The organism is Actinoplanes sp. CA-252034 (assembly GCF_050956125.1).
Lineage (GTDB): Bacteria > Actinomycetota > Actinomycetes > Mycobacteriales > Micromonosporaceae > Actinoplanes.
Map to the genome: position 1 here is coordinate 3,791,414 of NZ_CP191846.1, position 21,268 is coordinate 3,812,681.

Genomic DNA, 21,268 nt, shown 5'->3' on the forward strand with positions numbered 1-21,268 from the left:
GTTACCCCCCGTAGTGCCAAAGGCGCTGATCACCATATCCACGATGGACGGTCCGGGGAAGGCTGGAACTGTTAACAACTGAATTCGCGCCGAATAGCCTATAAAGCCGACGGGTTATATGGTTTGCTGAACGCGGGAGCGATCAGCGGGAGGATCCGATGCACTGTTGCTGTACCAGGCGGCTGGCGACCGAGGCGGCAATGCAATGACCAGCAGCGTTGTGCGCAATACGGTCACGGCCGCAACAACCGGGCGCAGCCGAAACACCGTCGCGATCATCGGTGGCGGGTGTAGCGGCGCTCTCGCGGCAGCCGCAATAACGCGAAATCCCGCATGGCGGACAGTTGTGATTTCCCCCGAGGACCGGCCCGGCCGGGGTGTCGCCTACGGTGCCGCCGAGCCCTGGCACCTCCTCAACTCCCGCGTCTCCACGATGTCGGCCGACCCCACCGACCCCCAGCACCTGCTGCGCTGGTGCCGGGCCCGGGGCCTCCCGGCCGACGCGGCGACCTTCCTGCCGCGCGCCTGGTACGGCGATTACCTGTCCGACCACCTGGCTGCCGCGGCGTCCGCGGCCGGCTCCCGGCTCGTTCATCACAGGGCGAAAGCGGTGGAGGTACGAGCGGAGCAGTCCGGCTACACCATCACCGACGCCAACGGGTGCCGGATCCACGCTGACCAGGTGATCCTCGCCCTGGGTAATCCGCCGTCCCGCCCACCGGCCGCCGTCTCCGCCGCCGCGCTGCGCAGCCCCGCCTTCGTGGCCGACCCGTGGACCCCCGGCGCCCTGACGCGGGCTCTGTCCGCCGCCCGGACCGCCCCCGCCGTGACCGCGTCTCCCCCTTCCCCGGCACCGGCCGTGACCGCCGCCTCCGCGGGGCGTGGGCTCAACGACGGGGATCGGGACGGCGAGGCCGCCGTGCTGCTGCTCGGTAGCGGGCTCACAGCGATCGACGTGGCGCTGACCCTCAACGAGCAGGCGCGGGGCGTACGGATGGAGGCTCTCTCGCGTCGCGGCCTGCTGCCCCAGACTCACCCGCAGAGATCCGCACCCGCCGTTGATCTCGCGCTTGCCGAGTCGGCCCAGCTCGCCCCACTGCTGCGCCGTGTCCGTGCCGCCGTCGCCGAGGGCGCCGACTGGACCGCCGTGGTCGAATACGTCCGGCACAACGCCGACCGCCTGTGGAACGGCCTGGATCCGGCCGCGCAGGAGCGATTCCTGCGGCATGTCCAGCGCTACTGGGAGGTGCACCGGCACCGGATGGCCCCGGCGATCGCCGCCCGCATCAACCGCCTCCGCGACCAGGGCACGCTGCGCGTCCGCTCCGGCCACCTGCTCTCGATCGAGCCCGACCCGCGCGGCGGCCTGCTGGTCCACATCGAGGGCGAGGCCCCCCGCCGGTACACCGCCGTCATCTCCTGCACCGGCCCCGGCCCGCTCCCGTCCTCGGCCGGTTCCGTGCTCACCGGCCTGCTAACCGACGGCCTGGTGGAGACCGGCCCGCACGGCCTCGGGCTGGAAGCCGACACCGACGGCCGGATCCGCCCCGGCCTGTGGCTGGTCGGCCCGCTGCGCCGGGGCCGCTCCTGGGAGTCCACCGCGGTCCCGGAGATCCGCGCCCAGGTCGAACGCCTGGTCGCCGCCCTTCCGCAGCCGGTCCCCGCCCCTGACGTGCCGGGTCGGTTGGGCCACCGCCCCACAGCGAGGGTGACGACAGCTCGCCAGCCGCATCTGCGGGTCTCAATCGGCACTTTGGGTTGCAGATGCGGAGGCGATAGGGTTCCGGCGTGACGGAGTTTCGGATCGGTGAGGCGGCCGAGCTTCTCGGCGTCAGCGCTGACACCGTGCGCCGGTGGATCGATGCCGGGCGGCTGCCCGCCGGGCGTGACGAGGCCGGGCACCGCACGATCGACGGGGTGGAGCTGGCCGCGTTCGTGCGGGCCAAGGGCAACGATCCGGACGATCGCGCTGACGAGTCGTCGGCGCGCAACCGGCTCCGGGGGATCGTCACCGCCGTGGTCAAGGACACCGTCATGGCGCAGGTGGACATTCAGGCGGGGCCGTTCCGGGTGGTGTCGCTGATGAGCCGGGAAGCCGTCGACGAGCTGGACCTTCAGGTCGGCTCGATCGCCGTGGCAGTGATCAAATCGACCACGGTCGTCGTGGAGCGTGCCGTGGCACACCGGGGGAGGCCCAGTTGAGGATCCTGGCCATCGGGCTCGCCGCCCTCATCGCTCTCGCCGGGTGCGGCGCCGGCGCGGACGAGCCCGGAGCGGCGGGTTCCGGCGGCGAGAGCAACGTGACGGGCTCGATCACCGTCTTCGCTGCCGCGTCGCTGACCGAGTCGTTCACCGCGATCGGTGAGCAGTTCGAGGCCGCCCACCCCGGGGTCAGGGTGACGTTCAACTTCGCCGGCAGCTCGGCGCTGGCCACCCAGATCAACGAGGGCGCCCCGGCCGACGTGTTCGCCTCCGCCTCCCCGAAGAGCGTGGCCGCCGTGGTCGACGCCGGCAACAGCGAGGGCACGCCCACCACGTTCGTGAGGAACCAGCTGGTCATCGCGGTCGCCGAGGGCAACCCGAAAGGCCTAGCCGGGCTGGCCGACCTGACAAGACCGGAACTCAAGGTGGCGCTCTGCGCCGAAGCGGTGCCGTGCGGCGCCGCCGCGAAGACCGCGATCGAGGCCGCCGGCGTCAAGGTCACCCCGGTGACGCTGGAGCAGGACGTGAAGGCGGCGCTGTCCAAGGTGAAACTGGGCGAGGTGGACGCCGCGCTCGTCTACCGGACCGACGCGAAGGCGGCCGCCGGCGATGTCGACGCCGTCGAGTTCCCGGAGTCGGCGACGGCGATCAACGACTACCCGATCGTCGCGCTCAAGGACGCGAAGAACGGTGCCGGGGCGCAGGCGTTCATCGCTTACGTGCTGTCGGCGGACGGGTCGAAGGTGCTCACCGGGGCCGGATTCCAGGCGCCGTGACCGTGACCCGGCGAGGCGGAGGCACCGGGCGGAACCACTCTGGCGCCGGGATCAGGAGGAACACTCGGGGGATCATGAGAACGGCGCGTGTACCCGTACCCCTGCTGGTCCCTGCGGTCTTGGGTCTGATCTTCTTGATCCTGCCGCTGGTGGGGCTGCTGGCGCGCACGCCGTGGTCGACGCTGCCGGCCCGGCTCGCCGAGCCGCAGGTGGTCGAGGCGCTCCGGCTGTCGCTGCTCACGTCCACGATGGCGACGGTGCTGTGCCTGGCGCTGGGGGTGCCGCTGGCGTGGATGCTGGCCCGGGTGAGTTTTCCCGGCCGGCGTCTGGTCCGCGCGCTGATCACCGTGCCGCTGGTGCTGCCGCCGGTGGTCGGGGGCATCGCGCTGCTGCTGGCGCTCGGCCGGCGCGGCCTGGTCGGGCAGTGGCTGGACACGACGTTCGGGATCACGCTGCCGTTCACGACCGCCGGAGTGGTGATCGCCGAGTCGTTCGTGGCGCTGCCGTTCCTGGTGATCGCGGTCGAGGGCGCGCTGCGCGGCGCCGACAGCCGATACGAGGAAGCCGCCGCCACACTCGGCTCGACGCGCTGGACGACGTTCACCCATGTGACGTTGCCGCTGGTGGCGCCGGGGATCGCGGCGGGGGCGGTGTTGTGCTGGGCGCGGGCACTGGGCGAGTTCGGGGCGACGATCACGTTCGCGGGAAACTATCCGGGCATCACACAGACGATGCCGCTCGCCGTCTACCAGACGATGGAGAGCGGCGACCTGGAGGGAGCTGTCGTGCTCAGCCTGATCCTGCTGGTCGTCTCGGTCGCGATCCTGGCCGGTCTCCGCGACCGCTGGCTGACCGCGCCGTGATCATCGTCTTCCGCGGCGGGCGGGCGCGTGTCGCTCTGGGCGGTGGCGGGTGCGAGGAGACCGTGGCGTGACGCTTCTGGATGCGCGCCTGGTCGTGCGACGCGGGACGTTCCTGCTGGACATCGCGTTGCGGATCGCGCCAGGGGAGACGGTTGCGCTGCTCGGGCCGAACGGCGCCGGGAAGACGACCGCGCTGCGGGCACTCGCCGGGCTGGCCCCGCTCGACGACGGGCACCTGCGCCTCGACGGCCGTGACATCGGCGGCGATCCGCCGGAGCGGCGCCCGATCGGTGTCGTCTTCCAGGACTATCTGCTGTTCCCGCATCTCAGCGCCCGTGACAACGTGGCCTTCGGCCCGCGCCGGCACGGCATGGACCGGCGGGAGGCGCACGCCGTCGCCGACCGCTGGCTGGAGCGGGTCGGGCTGGCCGAGCACAGCCGCCGCAAACCACGTCACCTGTCCGGCGGGCAGGCGCAGCGGGTGGCCCTGGCCCGGGCGCTCGCCGTCGACCCGGTGCTGCTGCTTCTCGACGAGCCGTTGGCGGCGCTGGACGCCCGTACCCGGCTGGAGACCCGTGGCGAGCTGCGCCGGCACCTGTCCGCGCACCCGGGCGCGACGCTGCTGGTCACCCACGATCCGCTCGACGCGCTGGTGCTCGCCGACCGCCTGGTCATCGTCGAGCAGGGCCGGGTCGTGCAGGAGGGCGACGCCGCAACGATCACCGCCCGGCCGCGCACCGACTACGTGGCCCGGCTCGTCGGCCTCAACCTGTACCGGGGGCGCGGCGACGGCCACACCGTGACGATCGCCGACGGCTTCACGCTGACCAGCACCGATACCGTGACCGGAGACGCGTTCGTGGCGTTCCCGCCGGCCGCCGTCGCCCTGCACCCGAGCCGGCCCGACGGCAGCCCGCGCAACACGTGGCCGGCCGTCCTCGCCGACGTCCAGCACCACGGCGACAACCTGCGGGTCCGGCTGGACGGGCCGATCAGCGTGGCCGCCGACATCACCCCGGCCGCCGCCGCCCACCTGCACCTCGAACCGGGCCGGGAACTGTGGGTGGCGGTCAAGGCGGCGGAGACCCGCGCCTATCCGGGGGACGGCTGAGGGCCGGTGACGCGGGAGCGCCACCGACCCCGGTCACCGGGTCAGACCCGGCACTGCCAGGTGGACGAGTCGTAGAAGTCGACGAAACGGTTCAGCTTGGCGTAGCCGTGCGTCAGGTCGGTGCAGGCGGCGGCGACGTCGATGTCGTAGTACGTCGGCCCGGCCCGGCTGTACTGGACACAGTGCCAGTCGTAGACGGTCGTGCCCAGCAGGGCGGCGTCGCTGTAGCCCTTGCCGGTGCAGTAGTCGCCGAAGTCCGGGGTGACCACGTCCGGCTGCACCAGCCAGCAGCGCACCGACGTCGGGTCGTAGAAGTCGCCGATCCGGTCGACGGCGTGGGCGGAGGAGTACGTCCACCGGCAGGCCGCGTCGAAGGCGAGGTCACCCCGCTGCCCGCTGCCGCTGACACAGTGCCAGTCGTACGCCGTCGGCCCGGTCAGAGCGGCGTCGGAGTATCCGATCGACCGGCAGTAGGCGCCGATGTCGAGCCCGCCGAGGTTGGTGGGCGGCGGCGGGGATGCCGAGGCCGGCCCGGCGATCGCCAGAACCCCGGCGAGCCCGACGAGCAGGCTGAGCAAGAACTTGCTGACAGAGCGCATAGCTCTCCTGAAATGATGATGGTCCGGCTGAGCAGCATCAACCAGCCGAAGCCTCCTCAGTGGAGCAGGCGAATCCAGCTTAGTGAATGCCGTCGCCTTTGCAAGTTCTTGCAATTATTGCTTCTTCATTTCTTACGAAACAGTTCGCGAACGTGTCACCGACGCCGACCAGACCCGGGCTTCGTGGGCGGGCCGGCTGGGGAATCGAGACCGCCACCTCGAACTCGAATCCAGCATCCTGGGCGAGCGTGTCCTGCGGGCTCGCACCCCCGGCAGCGTCGAGCAAGAGACCTACGCCCTCCATCGGCGCCCAAGTCCTGGCCCACCTGTTGCCGGACCGCCGGATCCGCACCAAAACCCGCATGATCAAACGCTCACACCGCGGATACCAGGCCCGCGGCCCGACATCGACCGACGAGGTACGCGCGCGGTCGGTCTAGGGAGCTTCCGAGGTCAGGGTCTGTGCCAGGTCGCCGCCGCCCCCGGCCGGCCTACCTGCCGGGTTCGGGTGTTGTCGCCGCCGTCTACGGTCGGTGGCCGAGCCCGGGTTCCCCTACCGGGTGCACCGGACGGCTCCGGTGGTGGGCCTTGTGCCCACCCGATCCGCTGCTCGGGTGCGACTGCGGCGCGACACCAGCGTCGGCGACCCGGCCCCCGCGTGTCGGTAGTCCGTACCAGCGTCGGCGACCCGGCCCCCGCGTGTCGGTAGTCCGTACCAGCGTCGGCGACCCGGCCCCCGCGTGTCGGTAGTCCGTACCAGCGTCGGCGACCCGGCCCACGCGTGTCGGTAGTTCGTGTAGTCGATCTTCTCTGTGGTCGCCGGCGGTGATGGGCGCACACGTAGCGGTTGCGTGTGCGCTGGTCGTCGCCCTGGCGTTGGTGAGAGCCCACGATCGGGGTTTCGTGTGCGCTGGTGGTCGTGGGGGCGTGGCTGGGGTCGCACGATCGGCGTACGTGTGCGCCTGTCCTCGTGCTCGTCCTCGGCGAAGGTCTCGGCGAAGGCCTCGGCGAAGGCAGGGAACGTCCTGGTGACGAGTTCCCCGGGGCAAGGGCAGCGGACGTCTCGGCGACCAGTCCCTCGGGGCAATGGGCCGGAGACGTCTTGGTGGCCAGTCGCGCGGGCCGAGGGCAGCGGACGTCTCGGTGACCAGGTCGGTGGCGGTGCGTCTTGGTGGTCAGTCCCGCTGGCCGAGGGCGGCGGACGTCTCGGTGACCAGTCCGTGAACCGCGGCGTGAACGGGCTTCCGGCGACGTCATGATCTGGCTGAGCTATGGCCAGCCGGCGCCGGCGCAGACCCTGATTCCGAAAGCTCTCTAGGCGCCGCGGAAGATCGGGGGGCGGCGTTCGAGACTGGCTGCGATGCCCTCGGCGCTGTCGGCCGTCGCCCAGTGGATCTTCTGTTCGGCCAGCTCGTGGTCGAGGGCCTCGCGGACCCGGGACGCCAGGCCCGCCCGCAGCGTCGCCCGGATGGAGCGGACCGCCAGCGGCGCCGACGCGGCGATCTCGGCAGCCAGCGCGAAGGCGGCCTCCCGCACCTCGCCGGGCGCGGCGAGGCGGTCGGCGAGGCCGAGGCGCAGCGCCTCCTCGCCGCCGATCCGGCGGCCGGTCAGCAGCATGTCGGCCGCGGCCTGCCGGCCGACGATCTCCGGCAGTGTGACGCTGGTGCCGAAGCCCTGGTGGAAGCCGAGCCGCGCGAAGTTCGCCACGAACCGGGTGGACGGCTCGGCGACCCGGAAGTCGGCGGCGCAGGCCAGCCCGAGACCGCCACCGACGGCGGTGCCCTGCACGGCCGCGATCATCGGCGTACGCACGTCGAACAGCTCCGCGGCCCGCCGGTAGAGACGCTCCGCCGCCGCCACGTGATCGCGCGCGAAGTCGCCGCCGCCGAAGTCCGCGCCGGCGCAGAAGTGCCGGCCCTCGGACGCCAGCACGATCACCCGGCAGCCCGGGTCGTCGTCGAGGCCCCTCGCCGCGTCGACGACCTGCCCGATCAGCGTCTCGTCGAAGTGGTTGGCGGGCGGGCGCCGCATCTCGAGCAGCGCCACACCATCGGAAATCGAGACCGAGAGATCCACACCCTCATCGTCGCACGCGCCCGGAACTGCATGATCAGCAGGAAGAGGCCTCCCGCGAAGTGCGAATCCGGATTTACATTGTGGGCACTGCTCCCACGAAGTAAGCCGAAGCAGGAGGACCGAGTGTTCACTTCGGATCAGATCAACGTGCTGCGACTGCTCTGCGACACCGTGGTTCCCTCGATCGACCGTCCCGACGACCACGACGGGTTCTGGGCTCGCACCGCCACCGACACCGGCGCCGACCAGGGAGTCCTCGCCCTGATCTCGGGTCTGCCGGCCGAACACCGGCAGGGGCTCGGCGGGCTCTTCGACGCGCTCGCCGCCAACGGCTTCACCACGGCGCCGCAGGCCGCCCGCGAGCAGATGCTCGCGGCGATCCCCGAGACCGGGCCGCTGATCAGCCTGATCCTGCTGATGACCTACGGACTGACCGGCCCGGACGGGCGCAACCCCAACTGGGACCGGCTCGGCTATCCGGGTCCCGCGCCCGTCACGGCGCCGGGTGGCCGTACCGCATCGGCTTTGAGAATCGACGGGGACCGTGAGCTGGACGCCGACGCCGTGGTGATCGGATCCGGCGCCGGTGGCGGGTTGATCGCCGGGCGGCTCGCCGCCGCCGGCCTGCGCGTCGTCGTCCTGGAGGCCGGGCGGTTGCGCACCGAGACCGACTTCCACCAGCTGGAGCTCGCCGCCTACCAGGCGTCCTACTGGCGCGGCGGGCCGGCGCCGACCGGCGACGGCAACATCACCCTGGTCGCGGGCGCCGGCGTCGGCGGCGGCACGGTGATCAACTGGACCAACTGCCTGAAGACCAGGGAGGCGGTACGCCGTCAGTGGGCCACCGAGCACGGGCTCACCGACGTGGCGACCGGTGCTTTCGACAGGCACCTGGACGCCGTGTGGCGGGAGTTGTCGGTGACCGACCGGTGCTCGGAGCTCAACCGGATCCACGAGGCGATGTCGCGCGGCGCGGAGAAGCTGGGCTGGTCGTTCGCCACGATCTTCCGCAACTGGGACGAGAAGCGGCACGATCCCACGGTTGCCGGGCACCTCGGGTTCGGGGATCCGTCCGGGGCGAAACAGTCGACGCTCAAGGTCTACCTGGAACCGGCCGTCCTCGACCACGGCGCGCGGCTGATCGACGGCTGCCGTGCCGAGCGGATCCTCGTCTCCGGCGGTCGGGCCGCCGGTGTCGTCGGGCACTGGACCAGCGAGGACGGCACCGCGAGCGCGACCGTCACGGTCCGTGCGCCGATCGTCGTCGTCGCGGCCGGGGCGCTCGAGTCACCCGGTGTGCTGCTGCGGTCCGGGATCGGCGGTCCGGCCACCGGGCGGTACCTGCGCCTGCACCCGTGCACGGTCACCATGGGTGACTACGGCGAGGACATGCGCGGCTGGTGGGGGCCGCCGCAGGCCGGGCTGGTCAACGAGTTCGCCGAGGCCGATGACGGTTACGGGTTCCTGATGGAGAGCGTGCAGTACGCCACCGGCCTGGGCGCGTCGTCGGTGCCGTTCACCACGCCCGCCGAGCACAAGGAGGCGATGGCCGGTTACCGCGACAACGGTTCGTTCATCGGGCTGATCCGTGACCGCGGGCACGGCCGGATCACCCTCGACCCGGCCGGCAACACCGTGGCCTGGTATGACCTCACCGACGAACGCGACGTCCGCACCACGCACCGTGCCCTGGAGGCGCAGATCCACCTGCACCGGGCCGCCGGGGCGCGGCGCATCCAGGCGTTCGGCCGCGGGCTCGGGCCGTGGACCGAGGGCGACGACCTGGACGCGTACATCGAACGGGTGAAACGGGTGCCGCTGCAAGCCGGCGGCATGACCCTGTTCTCGGCACACCAGATGGGCAGCTGCCGGATGGGCGCCGATCCGGCCACCAGCGTCGCCGATCCGCGTGGGGAACTGCACGACACCCCGGGCGTGTGGATCGGCGACGCGTCCGCGTTCCCGACGCCGTCCGGCACCAACCCGATGATCACCATCATGGCGCTGGCGTCCCGGACGGCCGAGAACATCGTCTCCGTCAGGTGAGGGCCAGCTCGACGCGACGGTTGGCGGCCCGGTGCCCGGCGGTGTCGTTCGGCGCCGCCGGGCGCGCCTCGCCGTAGCCGATCGCGGTCATCCGGTCGGCGGCCACCCCGAGCTCTCGCAGCGTGTCCCGGACCGCCTCCGCGCGCTCGCGGCTGAGCTGCAGGTTCGTGGTTTTCGAGCCCTGCGCGTCGGTGTGGCCCTCGATCCGGATCCGGGCGTCCGGATGATCCGCGAGCAGGGCCGCGGCCTTGCGGAGGGCGGCGCGGGAATCGGCGGTCGGTTCGGCGCCGCCGAATCCGAACAGCAGCGGGGGTACGACGGCAAGCTGTTCCCGGAGCAGCATGAGGTCGACGGTGGCCCTGACATCCTCGGCCAGGGTCACCACCTCTCGTGGCGTGGCGGCCGTGGCCGTTGACGGGGCTGCGGCGGGGATCGCGTGGGTGGTCACGGCGCGTACTCCCGTCACGCCCTCGACGATGCTCCGTGCCCGGACGGCGTCGGCCTCGGACGTGACGATCAGGCCGTCCCGCCCGGTGAACGAGACCCGTGCTCCGGTCTGGCCCGCGGCGGCCAGGGCGGCGGTGGCTCGCCGGGTCAGGTCGTTCTCGATGCGGTCGCGGTTGGGGCCGAGCTGGGCGGTGAGGATCGCCGCCAGTCCGAGCAGCGCGATCGGGGCCGCGATCCACCGGCCGGCGGCGCGGCTCATCGGGTGCCCTTCGTGCCGGTCTCGTCAGCGGGCGCTGCGGTGTCAGCCTTCTCGGGGGCTTTCCCCGCGTCGGCGGTGTGGTCGGCCGGACGGGGCCGGGGCCGGGGCCGCGGTCGTGGCTTGTCGGTCCACGGCGCGGCGGGTTGCGGGGTCGTGGCGATCGGCGGGGTCGTGCCGGATGCCGGCAGGCTCGTGGCGGTTACGGGGAGGCTGCCGGTCGCCCGGCGGACAATGGTGGTCGGCCCGATCTCCTCCGTGCGCTCCGATTCGTCGTTGATAAACGCCTTTTTCGGGGGGCGCACGGAAAGGCGTCCGGCAATGACGCCGAGAACGAATGCGAGCAGGATGAAGACGAGTGACTGGCCGATGAACCAAGCCACGACGACCTCCGGAAACACGTGGGAAACCGCACCTGAACGCCCGCATGCCAAGGCGGCGCGGCAACGGTTTTCCCGGGTCCGGGAGCCGCGACGACGCGATCATGCTATCGGCCAAGATCGCCACTTTCAAAATTGACGGACGACGTCTTTGAGTGATTACCTCGCTACGATTCAGGAGCCGATGAGCATCAGTTTGGCGGCGGCGTCGCGCGCCAGGAGGAAGCCGACGATCCCGACGATCCAGGCGATCGTCTCGCTGCTGGACATCCAGGCGCTGACCCGGTTGAGCACCGGATCCAGGCGTTTCCCGGCGACCAGCCGCCCGGCCAGCAACGCCAGCGCCGGCGTGATCATGACGAGGCAGTATCCGGCGAGCGTCACGGTCACCGTGGCCACCGGCAGCGCGGCCGTGGTGATCAGTCCGATCGCGGCGATGTACGGCAGCATCGACCCCACCTCCACCGCGGCCGCCGTCAGCGCCAGCCCGGCCAGCGGCAGAGCCCCACCCTCGTCGTCGAGAGCCCGCTCCCGCCAGCGGTGCATGCGCCCCTGCTCGGCCGGCTTCCCACCCCGGCCCATCACGAAGCTCCAGAAGAACAGCGCCACCCCGAGGACCAACTGCGTCCACTGCACCGGGCGGGTGGCCAGCAGCGCCGTGATCTGGGGAAGCAGGGCACCGGCACTGAGCGTGACGATCAGGCCCAGTGCGAAGTAGAAGACGGCGACCGTACCCAGGAAGACCAGAACGCGACCGGAACGCGCCCGACCCGGATGCAGGAGCAACCAGATCGGGATGAGCAGGGTCCCGAAGCTGGTCGAGTCGATCAGCGCCAGGACGGCCAGCGAGGCGGCGAGGGTGGCATCCATGACCGTCACGATGCCCGAGTCGACGGCCCTGCGCGTCCGCCGAAGGATGCGCTGCGGCGTACGACTTTGGAGGGACGCCGTCACGATCACCGGCATGATGGGATGGCGGCGTGGACGTGCGCGAGCTGTGGCGGAAGGTCTACGTGCCCGCCGTCGGCACGTTCGCCGCCGGTGTGCTGCTCGACGTGGTGGGCCTGACCGACGTCTGGTCGATCCCGCACGTCGACGCGCCGGAGAGCTGGCACCTGGCCCCGCTCGCCGCCGGGTGTCTCGCCATGCTGGGCAGCCGCCGTCACCCGATGCTCGCGCTCGCCGCGGGGAGCGCCGCGTTCGCCGTCGACCTGGTGCTCGGCGGCAGCATCGCGTTCATCCTGGTCATGTTCGACCTGCTGTTCTCGGTCGGCCGGTTCGCGTCGCCGCGGGCGCGGGCCGCCGTCACCACCGCGGTGTTCGTGCTCGTCGGCACGGCCAGCGTCGTCGGCGGGCTGGCCGAGGGCAAGGTGCGCATCGGCGTCTTCATCTGCCTGCAGCTGACGTCGGTGCTGTTCGTGCCGCTGTGGTGGGCCGCCAACATCCGCCAGCAGCGGCAGATCGGCGCCCTCGACGCGGAGCGCATCGCCCGTGAAGCCGTCGTCGCCGAGCGTGCCGCGATGGCCCGTGACCTGCACGACGTGATCGCCGCACACCTGGCCACGACGGCCATGCACTCCGGCGCCGCCCTGGCGATGCCACCGGAGACCGGCCGCGACCGCGCCGCCCTGCGGGCGGTGCGGACCAGCAGCCTCGCCGCCCTGGAGGAGATGCGCTCGATGATCCTGCTGCTGCGGGCCGACTCCGCCTCCGCCGACCCGGACCCGGTGCTGCCCGGCGGGCTGGACCGGCTGCCCGACCTGGTGGCCGCCGCGACCGCCGGTGGCCTGCACGTCGAGGTGCGCACCGGGGACGTGCCGGCCATCCCGGTGGTGGTCGCGCACACCGTCTACGGCATCGTCCGCGAGGCCCTCACCAACGCCGGCAAACATGCCCCGGGCTCCACCGTCGACCTCGACGTCAGGTGTGCCGGCAACCGCTTGACGGTCACCGTCACGAACACTCTGACCAGGTCGAACCTCGACCATCAGGCGCTGAGCGCGGGCACCGGCCTGTGGTCCATCCGCGAGCGGGCCGCCCTGCTCGGCGGCGAGCTGACCGCCACCCACGACGGCGACCGCTGGCGGGTGCACGCCTCGCTGCCCCTGGCCGCCGCATGATCCGCCGCATTCCTGGAGGTGCCCCGTGATCCGGGTGCTGGTTGCCGACGACCATGCCGCGATCCGGGCCGGGATGCGGTTGATGCTCGAACAGGCCGACGACATCGAGGTGGTCGGGGAGGCCGCCGACGGCGCGGTCGCCGTCCGTCAGACGAACGCGCTACGCCCCGACGTGGTGCTGATGGACATCCGGATGCCGGGCACCGACGGCATCCAGGCCACCCGCGAGATCACCACGGCCGGGCTGGCCGACGTGCTGATCCTGACCACCTTCGACCTCGACGACTACCTGTTCGGCGCGTTGCGGGCGGGAGCGGCCGGTTTCCTGCTCAAGTCGGTGGAGCCGGCCACCCTGGTCGAGGCGGTCCGCCGGGTGGCCGCCGGTGACGGCTTCCTGGCACCCGAGGTGACCCGCCGCCTGCTGACCGCCTTCGTCAGCGCCGCACCACGCCCGACGGCCGCACCCCCGTGGCTGAGTGACCTGACCAGCCGGGAGCGCGACGTCCTGGCCGGCCTGGGCCGTGGCCTGTCCAACGCCGACCTGGCCGCCGACCTGGCCATCACCGAGGCCACCGCGAAGACCCACGTCTCCCGCGTCCTGGCCAAGCTCGGCTGCACCTCCCGGGTCCAGGCCGCCATCCTGGCCCGAGAGGCCGGCCTGGCCTGAGCCCCGGTTCGTTGCTCGGATGCTCCATGTCCCGGGTGGACACGACCGGGTGGTCACCCATCAGCTCCCGGTAGCGGCGCCAGCGGGGTACGGGGCGGCGTCGGTCATGCGGGTCAGCTCTTGACGACGATGCCGAGGGCGCCGGCCAGCACGTACGACAGGCCGATCAGGTCGTCGGGGTGGACGAGGGCGCCGGCCCAGCTGGTGATGCCGCCGATGCCGGCCAGCTCGCAGCGCTCGAACCGGGCGCCCTGCATGGTGGCCCCGCTGAACTGGGCGCCGGTCAGGTCGCAGTCGGTGAACCGGGCACCGCGCAGATCGGCGTTGGTGAAGTCGGCGCCGGTCAGGTTGCAGCCGGTGAGGGCGACGGCGTCGAACCGGGCCATCCGCCAGTTGGTCAGGTCGACCTTGGCGTCGGTGACGGTCACGTCCCGTAGCAGCCCGCCGTTCCAGGCCAGCCCGGTCATCCGGCAGCCGTTGATCGCGACGCGTTCCATCGTCGCGTTCTCGGCGCGCAGGTTGGACCAGTCGCAGCGCTCGACCACGCAGTCGGTGAGCCGCACCTTCGGCAGGGTGGCGCCGGCCAGTCGCGCTGATCGGAAACGGACCTGACCGAACTCGACCGACTGCGCGAACACCCCGGACAGATCGGCGTCGGCGAACATCACCTTCTCGTGCAGATCCTCCGACTCGAGGTCGAAGAGAACCTCCGGAAGCGCGTCGGGCACGATGGGCGCCCGAGGCGAGGCGGTGGAAGCCCCGAACCGTGACATCAGACCACTCTATGAGGACACGTATGGACGACATGATCTGGGATGCCGCCCGCCGGTGGCAGCGCTTCCTCGACGAGCAGAACGGCAACGACCCCCTCGAGATCGCCTGCCGCATCATGAAGGTCACCGAGGAGGCGGGCGAGGCCACCCAGGCCTGGATCGGTGTCCTCGGCCAGAACCCCCGCAAGGGCGTCACCCACACCACCGACGACGTGGTGGGCGAGCTCGCCGACGTCGCCTTCACGGCCCTGGTCGCCATCGCGAGCCTCGGCGCCGACCCCCGCAAGGCGATCCAAGACGTGGTCGTCAAGACAAGCGCCTACCTCCCTTCCGAAAACCCCTGAGCCGGTACGGTCCGGCCCGCCCCACGCCGCACATTCGCCGCCCCGGGCCACCCCGCGACGCAGGCGACACTCCCGACCGCATCGCGCCCGCCGGGCTGAGGCCGCCGGTCACCGCCCCACCACGCCCGCCGCCGGATCGCCGGCCGTCGCTGACGATGTTCCCGGTGTGCGCGTGACCGGCCGGTGATCCGGACGCTCGCATACGCCCGGCGGTCGCGCTGTCGGGCCGGACGGGCAGCCTGCGTCGCGTCGTAGTCCGGCGCGGGATCGTCCGGCGTGGGGCGGCGCGGACCGTACCCCCGCCCGGGGTCGATCTCGGGGTGATCATCGCCTCGGCGGTCACCTGTGGCCGGGCGGAGGGGTTAGGTTTCTAGACTCGGTGGCCCGTGTAGTCGTTTCGGAAGGACGCCCCGTGACCCTGACCCAGCACGCCCCCGCCTCGTCCGGGGCGCAGCCTCGCCCCGGTGACCAGGCCGTGCTCATCGTGCACGGCCGAGACCGGACCGGGATCGTGGCGGCCCTCAGCACGGTGCTCGGTCGGCACGGGGCCAACATCGTGTCGCTCGATCAGTATTCGGACAATCCGCAGGGCGGCGCGTTCTTCCAGCGGACCGTTTTCGGACGTCCGGACCTGAAGGCGGCGCTGCCGGCGATCGAGGAGGACCTGCGGCGGGAGCTGGCCGACGGGTTCGACCTGGAGTACACGGTGCGTGATCTGTCGGTGCCGAAGCGGGTGGCGATCTTCGCGTCCAAGGCCGACCACTGCCTGCTCGACCTGCTGTGGCGCAACCGGCGCGGCGAGCTGCCGATCAACATCAGCATGGTCATCTCGAACCACGCGCACACCGCCGACGAGGTGCGCTCGTTCGGGATCCCGTTCTTCCACGTGCCGTCGCAGGGCCCGGACAAGTCGGCCGCCGAAGCGCAGCATCTGCAGCTGCTCACCGGCAACGTCGACTTCATCGTGCTGGCCCGCTACATGCAGATCCTCTCCGCCGACTTCATCGAGAAGGTCGGCGTGCCGATCATCAACATCCACCACAGCTTCCTGCCGGCCTTCATCGGCGCCGACCCGTATGCCAAGGCGCAGCAGCGGGGAGTGAAGCTGGTCGGGGCGACCGCACACTACGTGACCGAGGATCTGGACGAGGGCCCGATCATCGAGCAGGACGTGGTCCGGGTGAACCACGCCCACACCGTCGCCGAGTTGCGCCGCCGGGGCGCCGACGTGGAGCGGGCCGTGCTGTCGCGGGCGGTGCTGTGGCACGCCGAGGACCGGGTCATCCGGCACGGCAACCACACGATCGTCTTCCAGTAGGCCTGCGCGGCCGGGTTTCCAGCGGCTCGCGGATTGGGTGGCGCGTCGGTCAGCGGCTCGCGGGTGGGGCGTCCGGCTGTCAGCGGCTTGCGGATGGGGCGTCTGGCTGTCAGCGGCGCCACCACTGACGCCGGGGCGGTGGCTGGGTGCGGGTCAGGCCGCGCAGCAGTGCGTGCGGATCGCGGACGGTGATCGACGGGGCCGGCCCGGCCTCGGACAGCGCCGCGCTGACCTGGGAGTCCTCGCCGACCTGGACCACCGTGGCGACCCGGTCGACGCCGGCGTCGGCGAGCAGCAGTTTGACCGTGTCCGGTAGGCGGTCCAGGTGGACCGCCTTCGCCGCGGCCAGGTCGTCGCGGGTCAGGACGACGGCCTGATGCGGCTCGGGCAGCAGCATCGCGGCCCGCTGCTGCAGGCCCAGGGTGGCGCGGGCGCGCTCGATCTCGCGGGTCAGCCGCCAGTCGTCGGGGTCGGCCTCGGCGCCGCCGCGGGTCGCGGCCACCCGCAGCAGGGCCTCGTCGATCGCTGGCGCCCCGGGCGCCCGGACCGCGGAGGCGGCCAGCTGGCGGTGCCCGTCGACGAGGGTGAGCTCCGGCCACGCCGCGCCGGCCACACACACCAGCACGATCCCGGGACCGGCCTGGGCGGCGGCCGCGGCGGCGGTCGAGACGACGCGGGGGCGGGGGAGCCCGGCGGTGGCCGCGGCCTGTTCGAGCCGCTCGCGGGCCGGGCGGTCCCACTCCTGGGCGGTGACGACGGCCAGCGCGGCGGGCCGGCCGGTGCGTTCGACGACGTGGGACAGGACCGCGGCGACGGCGGCCGGTGGACCGCCGTGCCGCAGCAGGGTCATCGGGTCTGGTCGATACGATTCCGGGTTCGCCAGGCCGGCGACGAGGGCCGGGGTGCCGGCGGTGTAGACCCCGGGCCCCTGGAAGACCCCGCTGGGTGCGCGGGCTCGCCCGTCGAAGAGAACGGGCCGGTCGAAGCCCTCGGACTCGAACACCGCGGTGACCCACCATGCGGCGATGTCGACGACCACAAGATCCGTCGCTGGCATGTCCGGCAGTGTCTCAAATGGACGAATCTTCCGGCACTCCTTGTCCGGAATTTTCCACGCATAGTGATAGATCGTCAACACTAGGTTAGTCTGGCCGGATCGCTCGCAGACGGCGCAGAATCTCCTCCAGCACGCTCAGTGACGTGGCGAAGTTGAGCCGTGCGTAACCGTCTCCGCCCGGGCCGAAACGGGGACCCGGGCTCAGCATCACATCGTCCGGCGGATCGATGCGCAGCCACGCCAGATAGGTCCCCTCCGGGGAGCGGTTGCCGGGGAAGGCCTCGGCCACCATCCGGCGATTGCGCTCCAGCAGCGACCGCACCTCGGCCAGCCACGGATCGCCGTGCCGCCAGGCGGCCAGTGTCCCGAACACCCCGAGATTGCCGGCCTGGCCCAGCAACAGCGGCGGCAGCGTGTCCAGCGCCTTGCGGACCGACGGGACCGCCACATCGGCGATCGCGCAGCGCAGGCCCGCCAGGTTGAACGCCTTGCTCGCCGAGTTCAGCGTGACCGTACGGCCCGGCGCGATCGAGGCGAACGGGATGTGCCGGTGCGGCTCGTAGATCAGCTCGGCGTGCACCTCGTCGGCGATCACCAGCACGTCGTGGCGCTCGGCGAGCCCGGCGATCCCGGTCAGCTCGGCCCGGGTCAGGACCCGGCCGGTCGGGTTGTGCGGGTTGACCAGGATCAGCACCTTGCAGCCGGCCAGCGGCGCCGGGTCGAACGTCCAGCCGTCACCGTCGTCGACCATCGGGATCGGGACGAGCCGGCGGCCCATCGTCTCGATCGTCTCCAGGAACGGCGGATAGGCGGGCGTGTGCAGCGCCACCGCGTCACCGGGCGCCGTCGCGACGTGCAGGATGGCCTGCAGCGCCTGGATGATCTCGGTGAAGACGCGGATGCCGCCGGGATCGGGACGGTGGCCGTGCAGGCGGGCGGTGCGCTCCACGTACGCGTCGATCAGCGGATTGGCCCGGGGCTCCTCCTGCCAGGCGGGATAGCCGAGATCGGTGGCGGCGGACTCCCGTATCGCGTCGAGGACCGGCTCGGCGACCGGGAAGTCCATGTCGGCCACCCAGGCCGGGATGGCGCCGACGGCGGTGGCCCGGGACCATTTGAGCCCGGGGCGTGCGGACAGGGTCGAGATATCGATGTCGTCCAGCATGTGTCCCACCCTATGGGCAGGCGGACTCGTAGCGCAGGGTCGAGACGTGACCCGGCCATTCGGCCGCGGTGAGGCCGCCCTGGCGCAGGCAGGCCTCGGCACGCGGATCGCGCAACGTCATCTGCAGCGCGCTGACGTCCCAGATCGTCGTCCCGCCCGGGTCGCCGACCGCTAGCAGAGGACCCCGCGGGCTGAACGCCGCCGACGTCGGATCACCCGGCAGCACCGCCACCAGCAGCGGGTCGGCGCCGGGCGGCAGGCTCCACAGCTCGGTGCCGGACCGGCCGGTGATCGCGAGCAGCGTGCCGTCGGCGGACAGCGTGACCGCGCCCACCCCGGCGACCCGGTTGCCCGGCCGCGGCGCGGACCGAACCGTCCCGGCGGTCCAGGCCACCACGTTGCGGTCCACCGTGACGACCGTGCCGCCGCGGGCCTCGAGCGCCTGCACCCCGCCCTGAGCGGCCTGGACCGCCGCCCGTCGCGGAGTGCCCGGGACGGTCAGGTCCCAGACGGTCAGCGCCGACTCGGCGCCACCGTTGTCATCGGCGACCACCAGATCGCCGGTGACCTGGTCGAACACGATCGACGCCACGTAGGCGGCGGGGATCTCGGCGAGCGCCACCGGCTCGGTGCCGGCCGCGACCCGGTAGACCAGGACCCGCTCGCCGTCGCGCAGCACCGCCGCCAGGCCACGGTCCGGATCGGCGTCGACCACGCCCTCCAGCAGGCGGCGTGGCTCGGCTCCGGACAGGTCGTGGACGGCGCCGTTCGCGTACAGCAGGGTCGTGCCCATGCGGATCCGGGACGCCCCGGACGACCGGAACGCCGGCCGTGCCCGCGCCGGCCGGCCCGGGTCGCGCAGGTCCCAGAGCTCGACCTGCTCACCGCCGAGTGCCGTCACCACGAGCACGTCGGCGGGGGAGAGGCCGACCAGGCGGATCGGGTCGGGGGCGGCGTCGAGACGGGACCGCCGCACCGGGGCGAACGGTGCCACCCGCCACAGCGCCGCCGACCGGGCCGCGCCCTGCCAGCCCGCGGTGAGCAGCCGGTTGCCGTCCGGCGTGAAGTCGATCGAGGAGATCCAGCCGCCGTCGCGGCGCAGTGTCCGCACCGGCTGAGGGCGGGCCGGGTCGGCGACGCTCCACAGGCCGACGGTCCGCTGTTCGCTGCCGACGGCCAGCAGCGTCCCGGCACGGTCGAACGCCACCGTCGTCGCGGTCCCGCCGTCGGCTGCGAACGTCGACATCAGCCGGGGCCGGGCCGGATCGGCGAGGTCGTAGAGGCGTACCCCGTCGCTGACCGTCGCCGCCGCGAGCCGACGTCCGTCCGGGCTGAACGCCAGGTTGATCACCGCGTCGGCGTCGGTGATCACCGAGAGCCGCTGGGGAGTGCCGTCGGCCGCCCACACCGTGAGCAGCTCACCCTCGGCCACCCCGGCCAGCAGCCGCCCGTCCGCACTGAGGCGGGCGCCGCCCCGGGTCGCCGTCCCGGCCGGAGCGCTCCACACCGATCGGGGGCGGGAACGGTCGCGCACGTCCCACAGCTCCAGCCGGTCCGAGACCGTGAGCAGCCGATCGCTCGATCCGCTGAACTGCACCCCGTCCCACGCCTGCCCGGTCAGCTCGGCCAGCGGATGGGCCGCGGCCGTGTCCCACAGTTGCAGCCGCGCCCCCGCCGTCGCAATCGTGCGCCCGTCCGGGCTGAACGACAGATCCGTCGTCTCCTGCCCGGCCGTGGCCAGCGCCCCCACCCGGGTGAAGCGACCGCCCTCGACCGTCCACAGACCGACGTCCCCGGCCCCGGCGGCGGCCACCATCCGCCCGTCCGGCCGGAACTCGGTGGTGTAGACCGCCTCGTCCGGGCTCAGCTCACCCTCGTACCCGGTGGCCAGGGCCGCGTCGATCGCGGCCCGGCCCCGGTCCGACGGGCTGATCGAGTCCGCGCTGACCGCCAGCCGTAACGCCAGGCCCGGATCGGTCTCCAGCACCCTCGCCGACCGGTCCAGCAGGTCACGCTGCACCAGCGCCCGGTCCTGGCGCTCCACCCGATCCGACGAACGGGCCAGCGCCACCCCGGACGCCACCAGCAGACCGGCGGCCAGCAGGGCCGCGGCCCTGCCCAGCCAGCGGCCGGTGCGGCGGTTGCCGGCCTGCGCGGCCAGCGCCACCTCGCGCAGCTCCGGGGTCATCTCCGGCCGGCCCGCCGACAACAGGGAGTCCAGCAGCGCGCTCGCCGACGGGCGCCGGGCCGGGTCCTTCTCCAGGGCGGTCGCGGCCAGCCGCCGCAACGGCTCCGGGACACCCTCCAGATCGGGCGGCTGGGTGAGGATCCGCCCGATCGTCGCCAGCGGGGAATCACCACCGAACGGGGTACGGCCGGTGGCGGCGAACCCGACCAGCACACCCCAGGCGAACACGTCCGCGGGCGGGCCCACCCGGCCGCGGGCCCCGGTGTCCAGGCACTCCGGCGCCAGATAGCCGATCGTGCCGATCACCTGGTCCGGGCCGGTCAGCTCGGCGCTCAGGTCGACACCGCGGGCGATCCCGAAGTCGATCACCTTGGGCAGGCCCACGGCGAGCAGCACGTTCGCCGGTTTCAGATCGCGGTGCACGACGCCCGCCCCGTGGATGGCGACCAGGGCCGTGGCCACGCCGACCGCCACGGCGTACGCCTCCGAGGACGGCAGCGGCCCGTTCTCCCGGATCACCTCGGCCAGGCTCGGGCCGTCCACGAACTCGACGACGAGGTACGGCGGATCGTGCTCCAGATCGTCGTGGAGGACGGCCGCGGTGCAGAACGGCGGAACCTGTCGCGCCCGTTTCACCTCACTGCGGAACCGGGCCAGGAACTTCGGGTCGGCGGCCCGCTCCGGGCGGACCACCTTGATCGCGACCCGCTGATCGCCGGGGACCGTGCCAGATAGACGGTGCCCATCCCACCCGACCCGAGACGGCCGACGATCACGTGCTCCCCGAGGCGCTCCGGGTCGCCGGGCGACAGCGGGGTCACGGGCACGGCCGGCTCACCACCCCGGCGCCGCGCGACCCGCATCCCATGGTGAAGAGTCT

19 protein-coding genes are annotated in these 21,268 nt (G+C 72.4%); 10 read left to right on the plus strand and 9 right to left on the minus strand.

All coding sequences use genetic code 11. The features are described from left to right. The first annotated feature begins 205 nt into the window (after positions 1-205). From ACQPZW_RS17040 to ACQPZW_RS17060, 5 genes are all read left to right on the plus strand, one after another. Complete coding sequence (locus ACQPZW_RS17040; RefSeq protein WP_433797564.1) at positions 206-1,792, plus strand: FAD/NAD(P)-binding protein; 1,587 nt, start codon at positions 206-208, stop codon at positions 1,790-1,792. After that, the gene (locus ACQPZW_RS17045) at positions 1,789-2,202 is read left to right on the plus strand and encodes a TOBE domain-containing protein (protein ID WP_433795858.1); all 414 of its coding nucleotides are present in this window, start codon (positions 1,789-1,791) and stop codon (positions 2,200-2,202) included. Before ACQPZW_RS17040 ends, ACQPZW_RS17045 begins: the two co-directional genes overlap by 4 nt. Beyond that, positions 2,199-2,978, plus strand: a complete 780-nt coding sequence (gene modA, locus ACQPZW_RS17050; protein WP_433795859.1) for a molybdate ABC transporter substrate-binding protein — start codon at positions 2,199-2,201, stop codon at positions 2,976-2,978. The genes ACQPZW_RS17045 and modA overlap by 4 nt, the downstream gene beginning before the upstream one ends. 74 nt (positions 2,979-3,052) lie before the next feature. Continuing rightward, positions 3,053-3,841 (plus strand): ABC transporter permease, encoded by a 789-nt coding sequence (locus tag ACQPZW_RS17055; protein ID WP_433795860.1) that lies wholly within the window; start codon positions 3,053-3,055, stop codon positions 3,839-3,841. 67 nt (positions 3,842-3,908) lie between these two features. Beyond that, positions 3,909-4,952, plus strand: coding sequence for an ABC transporter ATP-binding protein (locus ACQPZW_RS17060; protein WP_433795861.1), 1,044 nt, complete (start codon positions 3,909-3,911; stop codon positions 4,950-4,952). Positions 4,953-4,993: 41 nt separating this feature from the next. Here ACQPZW_RS17060 and ACQPZW_RS17065 read toward each other — a convergent pair whose 3' ends face one another. Next, positions 4,994-5,551 carry a hypothetical protein gene (locus tag ACQPZW_RS17065; RefSeq protein WP_433795862.1) on the minus strand — a complete coding sequence of 186 codons (558 nt, stop codon included), beginning with the start codon at positions 5,549-5,551 and terminating at the stop codon, positions 4,994-4,996. Positions 5,552-6,865: 1,314 nt separating this feature from the next. Continuing rightward, entirely contained in the window at positions 6,866-7,627 is a 762-nt protein-coding gene (locus tag ACQPZW_RS17070) for an enoyl-CoA hydratase/isomerase family protein (RefSeq protein WP_433795863.1), read from the minus strand. Between the two features lie 123 nt (positions 7,628-7,750). Between ACQPZW_RS17070 and ACQPZW_RS17075 the strand changes: the two genes are divergently transcribed. After that, positions 7,751-9,673, plus strand: coding sequence for a GMC family oxidoreductase N-terminal domain-containing protein (locus ACQPZW_RS17075; protein WP_433795864.1), 1,923 nt, complete (start codon positions 7,751-7,753; stop codon positions 9,671-9,673). Here ACQPZW_RS17075 and ACQPZW_RS17080 read toward each other — a convergent pair. From ACQPZW_RS17080 to ACQPZW_RS17090, 3 genes are all read right to left on the minus strand, one after another. Next, the gene (locus ACQPZW_RS17080; protein WP_433795865.1) at positions 9,666-10,379 is read right to left on the minus strand and encodes an OmpA family protein; all 714 of its coding nucleotides are present in this window, start codon (positions 10,377-10,379) and stop codon (positions 9,666-9,668) included. The two genes, ACQPZW_RS17075 and ACQPZW_RS17080, sit on opposite strands and share 8 nt — an antisense overlap. Next, positions 10,376-10,777, minus strand: a complete 402-nt coding sequence (locus ACQPZW_RS17085) for a hypothetical protein (RefSeq protein WP_433795866.1) — start codon at positions 10,775-10,777, stop codon at positions 10,376-10,378. The genes ACQPZW_RS17080 and ACQPZW_RS17085 overlap by 4 nt, the downstream gene beginning before the upstream one ends. A 153-nt stretch (positions 10,778-10,930) precedes the next feature. Next, complete coding sequence (locus tag ACQPZW_RS17090; protein ID WP_433795867.1) at positions 10,931-11,626, minus strand: GAP family protein; 696 nt, start codon at positions 11,624-11,626, stop codon at positions 10,931-10,933. 110 nt (positions 11,627-11,736) lie between these two features. On the opposite strand from ACQPZW_RS17090, the gene ACQPZW_RS17095 reads away from it, so the two are divergent. After that, positions 11,737-12,876 carry a sensor histidine kinase gene (locus ACQPZW_RS17095; RefSeq protein WP_433795868.1) on the plus strand — a complete coding sequence of 380 codons (1,140 nt, stop codon included), beginning with the start codon at positions 11,737-11,739 and terminating at the stop codon, positions 12,874-12,876. A gap of 73 nt (positions 12,877-12,949) precedes the next feature. After that, a complete protein-coding gene (locus ACQPZW_RS17100; RefSeq protein WP_433797566.1) occupies positions 12,950-13,543 on the plus strand; it encodes a response regulator in 594 nt (197 codons plus the stop codon). A gap of 113 nt (positions 13,544-13,656) precedes the next feature. Here the strand turns inward: ACQPZW_RS17100 and ACQPZW_RS17105 are convergent, their stop codons facing one another. Next, positions 13,657-14,316 carry a pentapeptide repeat-containing protein gene (locus ACQPZW_RS17105; protein WP_433795869.1) on the minus strand — a complete coding sequence of 220 codons (660 nt, stop codon included), beginning with the start codon at positions 14,314-14,316 and terminating at the stop codon, positions 13,657-13,659. A 23-nt stretch (positions 14,317-14,339) separates the two neighbouring features. On the opposite strand from ACQPZW_RS17105, the gene ACQPZW_RS17110 reads away from it, so the two are divergent. Next, a complete protein-coding gene (locus ACQPZW_RS17110; protein WP_433795870.1) occupies positions 14,340-14,660 on the plus strand; it encodes a MazG-like family protein in 321 nt (106 codons plus the stop codon). 412 nt (positions 14,661-15,072) lie between these two features. Beyond that, complete coding sequence (purU, locus tag ACQPZW_RS17115; RefSeq protein WP_433795871.1) at positions 15,073-15,978, plus strand: formyltetrahydrofolate deformylase; 906 nt, start codon at positions 15,073-15,075, stop codon at positions 15,976-15,978. 109 nt (positions 15,979-16,087) lie between these two features. On the opposite strand, the gene ACQPZW_RS17120 is transcribed toward purU, so the two are convergent. From ACQPZW_RS17120 to ACQPZW_RS17130, 3 genes are all read right to left on the minus strand, one after another. Next, entirely contained in the window at positions 16,088-17,035 is a 948-nt protein-coding gene (locus ACQPZW_RS17120) for a hypothetical protein (RefSeq protein ID WP_433795872.1), read from the minus strand. Between the two features lie 85 nt (positions 17,036-17,120). Further along, on the minus strand, positions 17,121-18,200 hold the full coding sequence (locus ACQPZW_RS17125; protein ID WP_433795873.1) for a MalY/PatB family protein: 1,080 nt from the start codon (positions 18,198-18,200) through the stop codon (positions 17,121-17,123). Between the two features lie 10 nt (positions 18,201-18,210). Continuing rightward, a complete protein-coding gene (locus ACQPZW_RS17130; RefSeq protein WP_433795874.1) occupies positions 18,211-21,081 on the minus strand; it encodes a WD40 repeat domain-containing serine/threonine-protein kinase in 2,871 nt (956 codons plus the stop codon). Between the last annotated feature and the right edge of the window lie 187 nt (positions 21,082-21,268).

Coding starts and splice junctions, on each gene's coding strand:
- ACQPZW_RS17040 (WP_433797564.1), top strand. CDS start 206: ATGACCAGCAGCGTTGTGCGCAATACGGTCACGGCCGCAACAACCGGG.
- ACQPZW_RS17055 (WP_433795860.1), top strand. CDS start 3,053: ATGAGAACGGCGCGTGTACCCGTACCCCTGCTGGTCCCTGCGGTCTTG.
- ACQPZW_RS17065 (WP_433795862.1), bottom strand. CDS start 5,551: ATGCGCTCTGTCAGCAAGTTCTTGCTCAGCCTGCTCGTCGGGCTCGCC.
- ACQPZW_RS17080 (WP_433795865.1), bottom strand. CDS start 10,379: ATGAGCCGCGCCGCCGGCCGGTGGATCGCGGCCCCGATCGCGCTGCTC.
- ACQPZW_RS17090 (WP_433795867.1), bottom strand. CDS start 11,626: ATGGATGCCACCCTCGCCGCCTCGCTGGCCGTCCTGGCGCTGATCGAC.
- ACQPZW_RS17100 (WP_433797566.1), top strand. CDS start 12,950: ATGCGGTTGATGCTCGAACAGGCCGACGACATCGAGGTGGTCGGGGAG.
- ACQPZW_RS17105 (WP_433795869.1), bottom strand. CDS start 14,316: ATGTCACGGTTCGGGGCTTCCACCGCCTCGCCTCGGGCGCCCATCGTG.
- ACQPZW_RS17110 (WP_433795870.1), top strand. CDS start 14,340: ATGGACGACATGATCTGGGATGCCGCCCGCCGGTGGCAGCGCTTCCTC.
- ACQPZW_RS17120 (WP_433795872.1), bottom strand. CDS start 17,035: ATGCCAGCGACGGATCTTGTGGTCGTCGACATCGCCGCATGGTGGGTC.
- ACQPZW_RS17125 (WP_433795873.1), bottom strand. CDS start 18,200: ATGCTGGACGACATCGATATCTCGACCCTGTCCGCACGCCCCGGGCTC.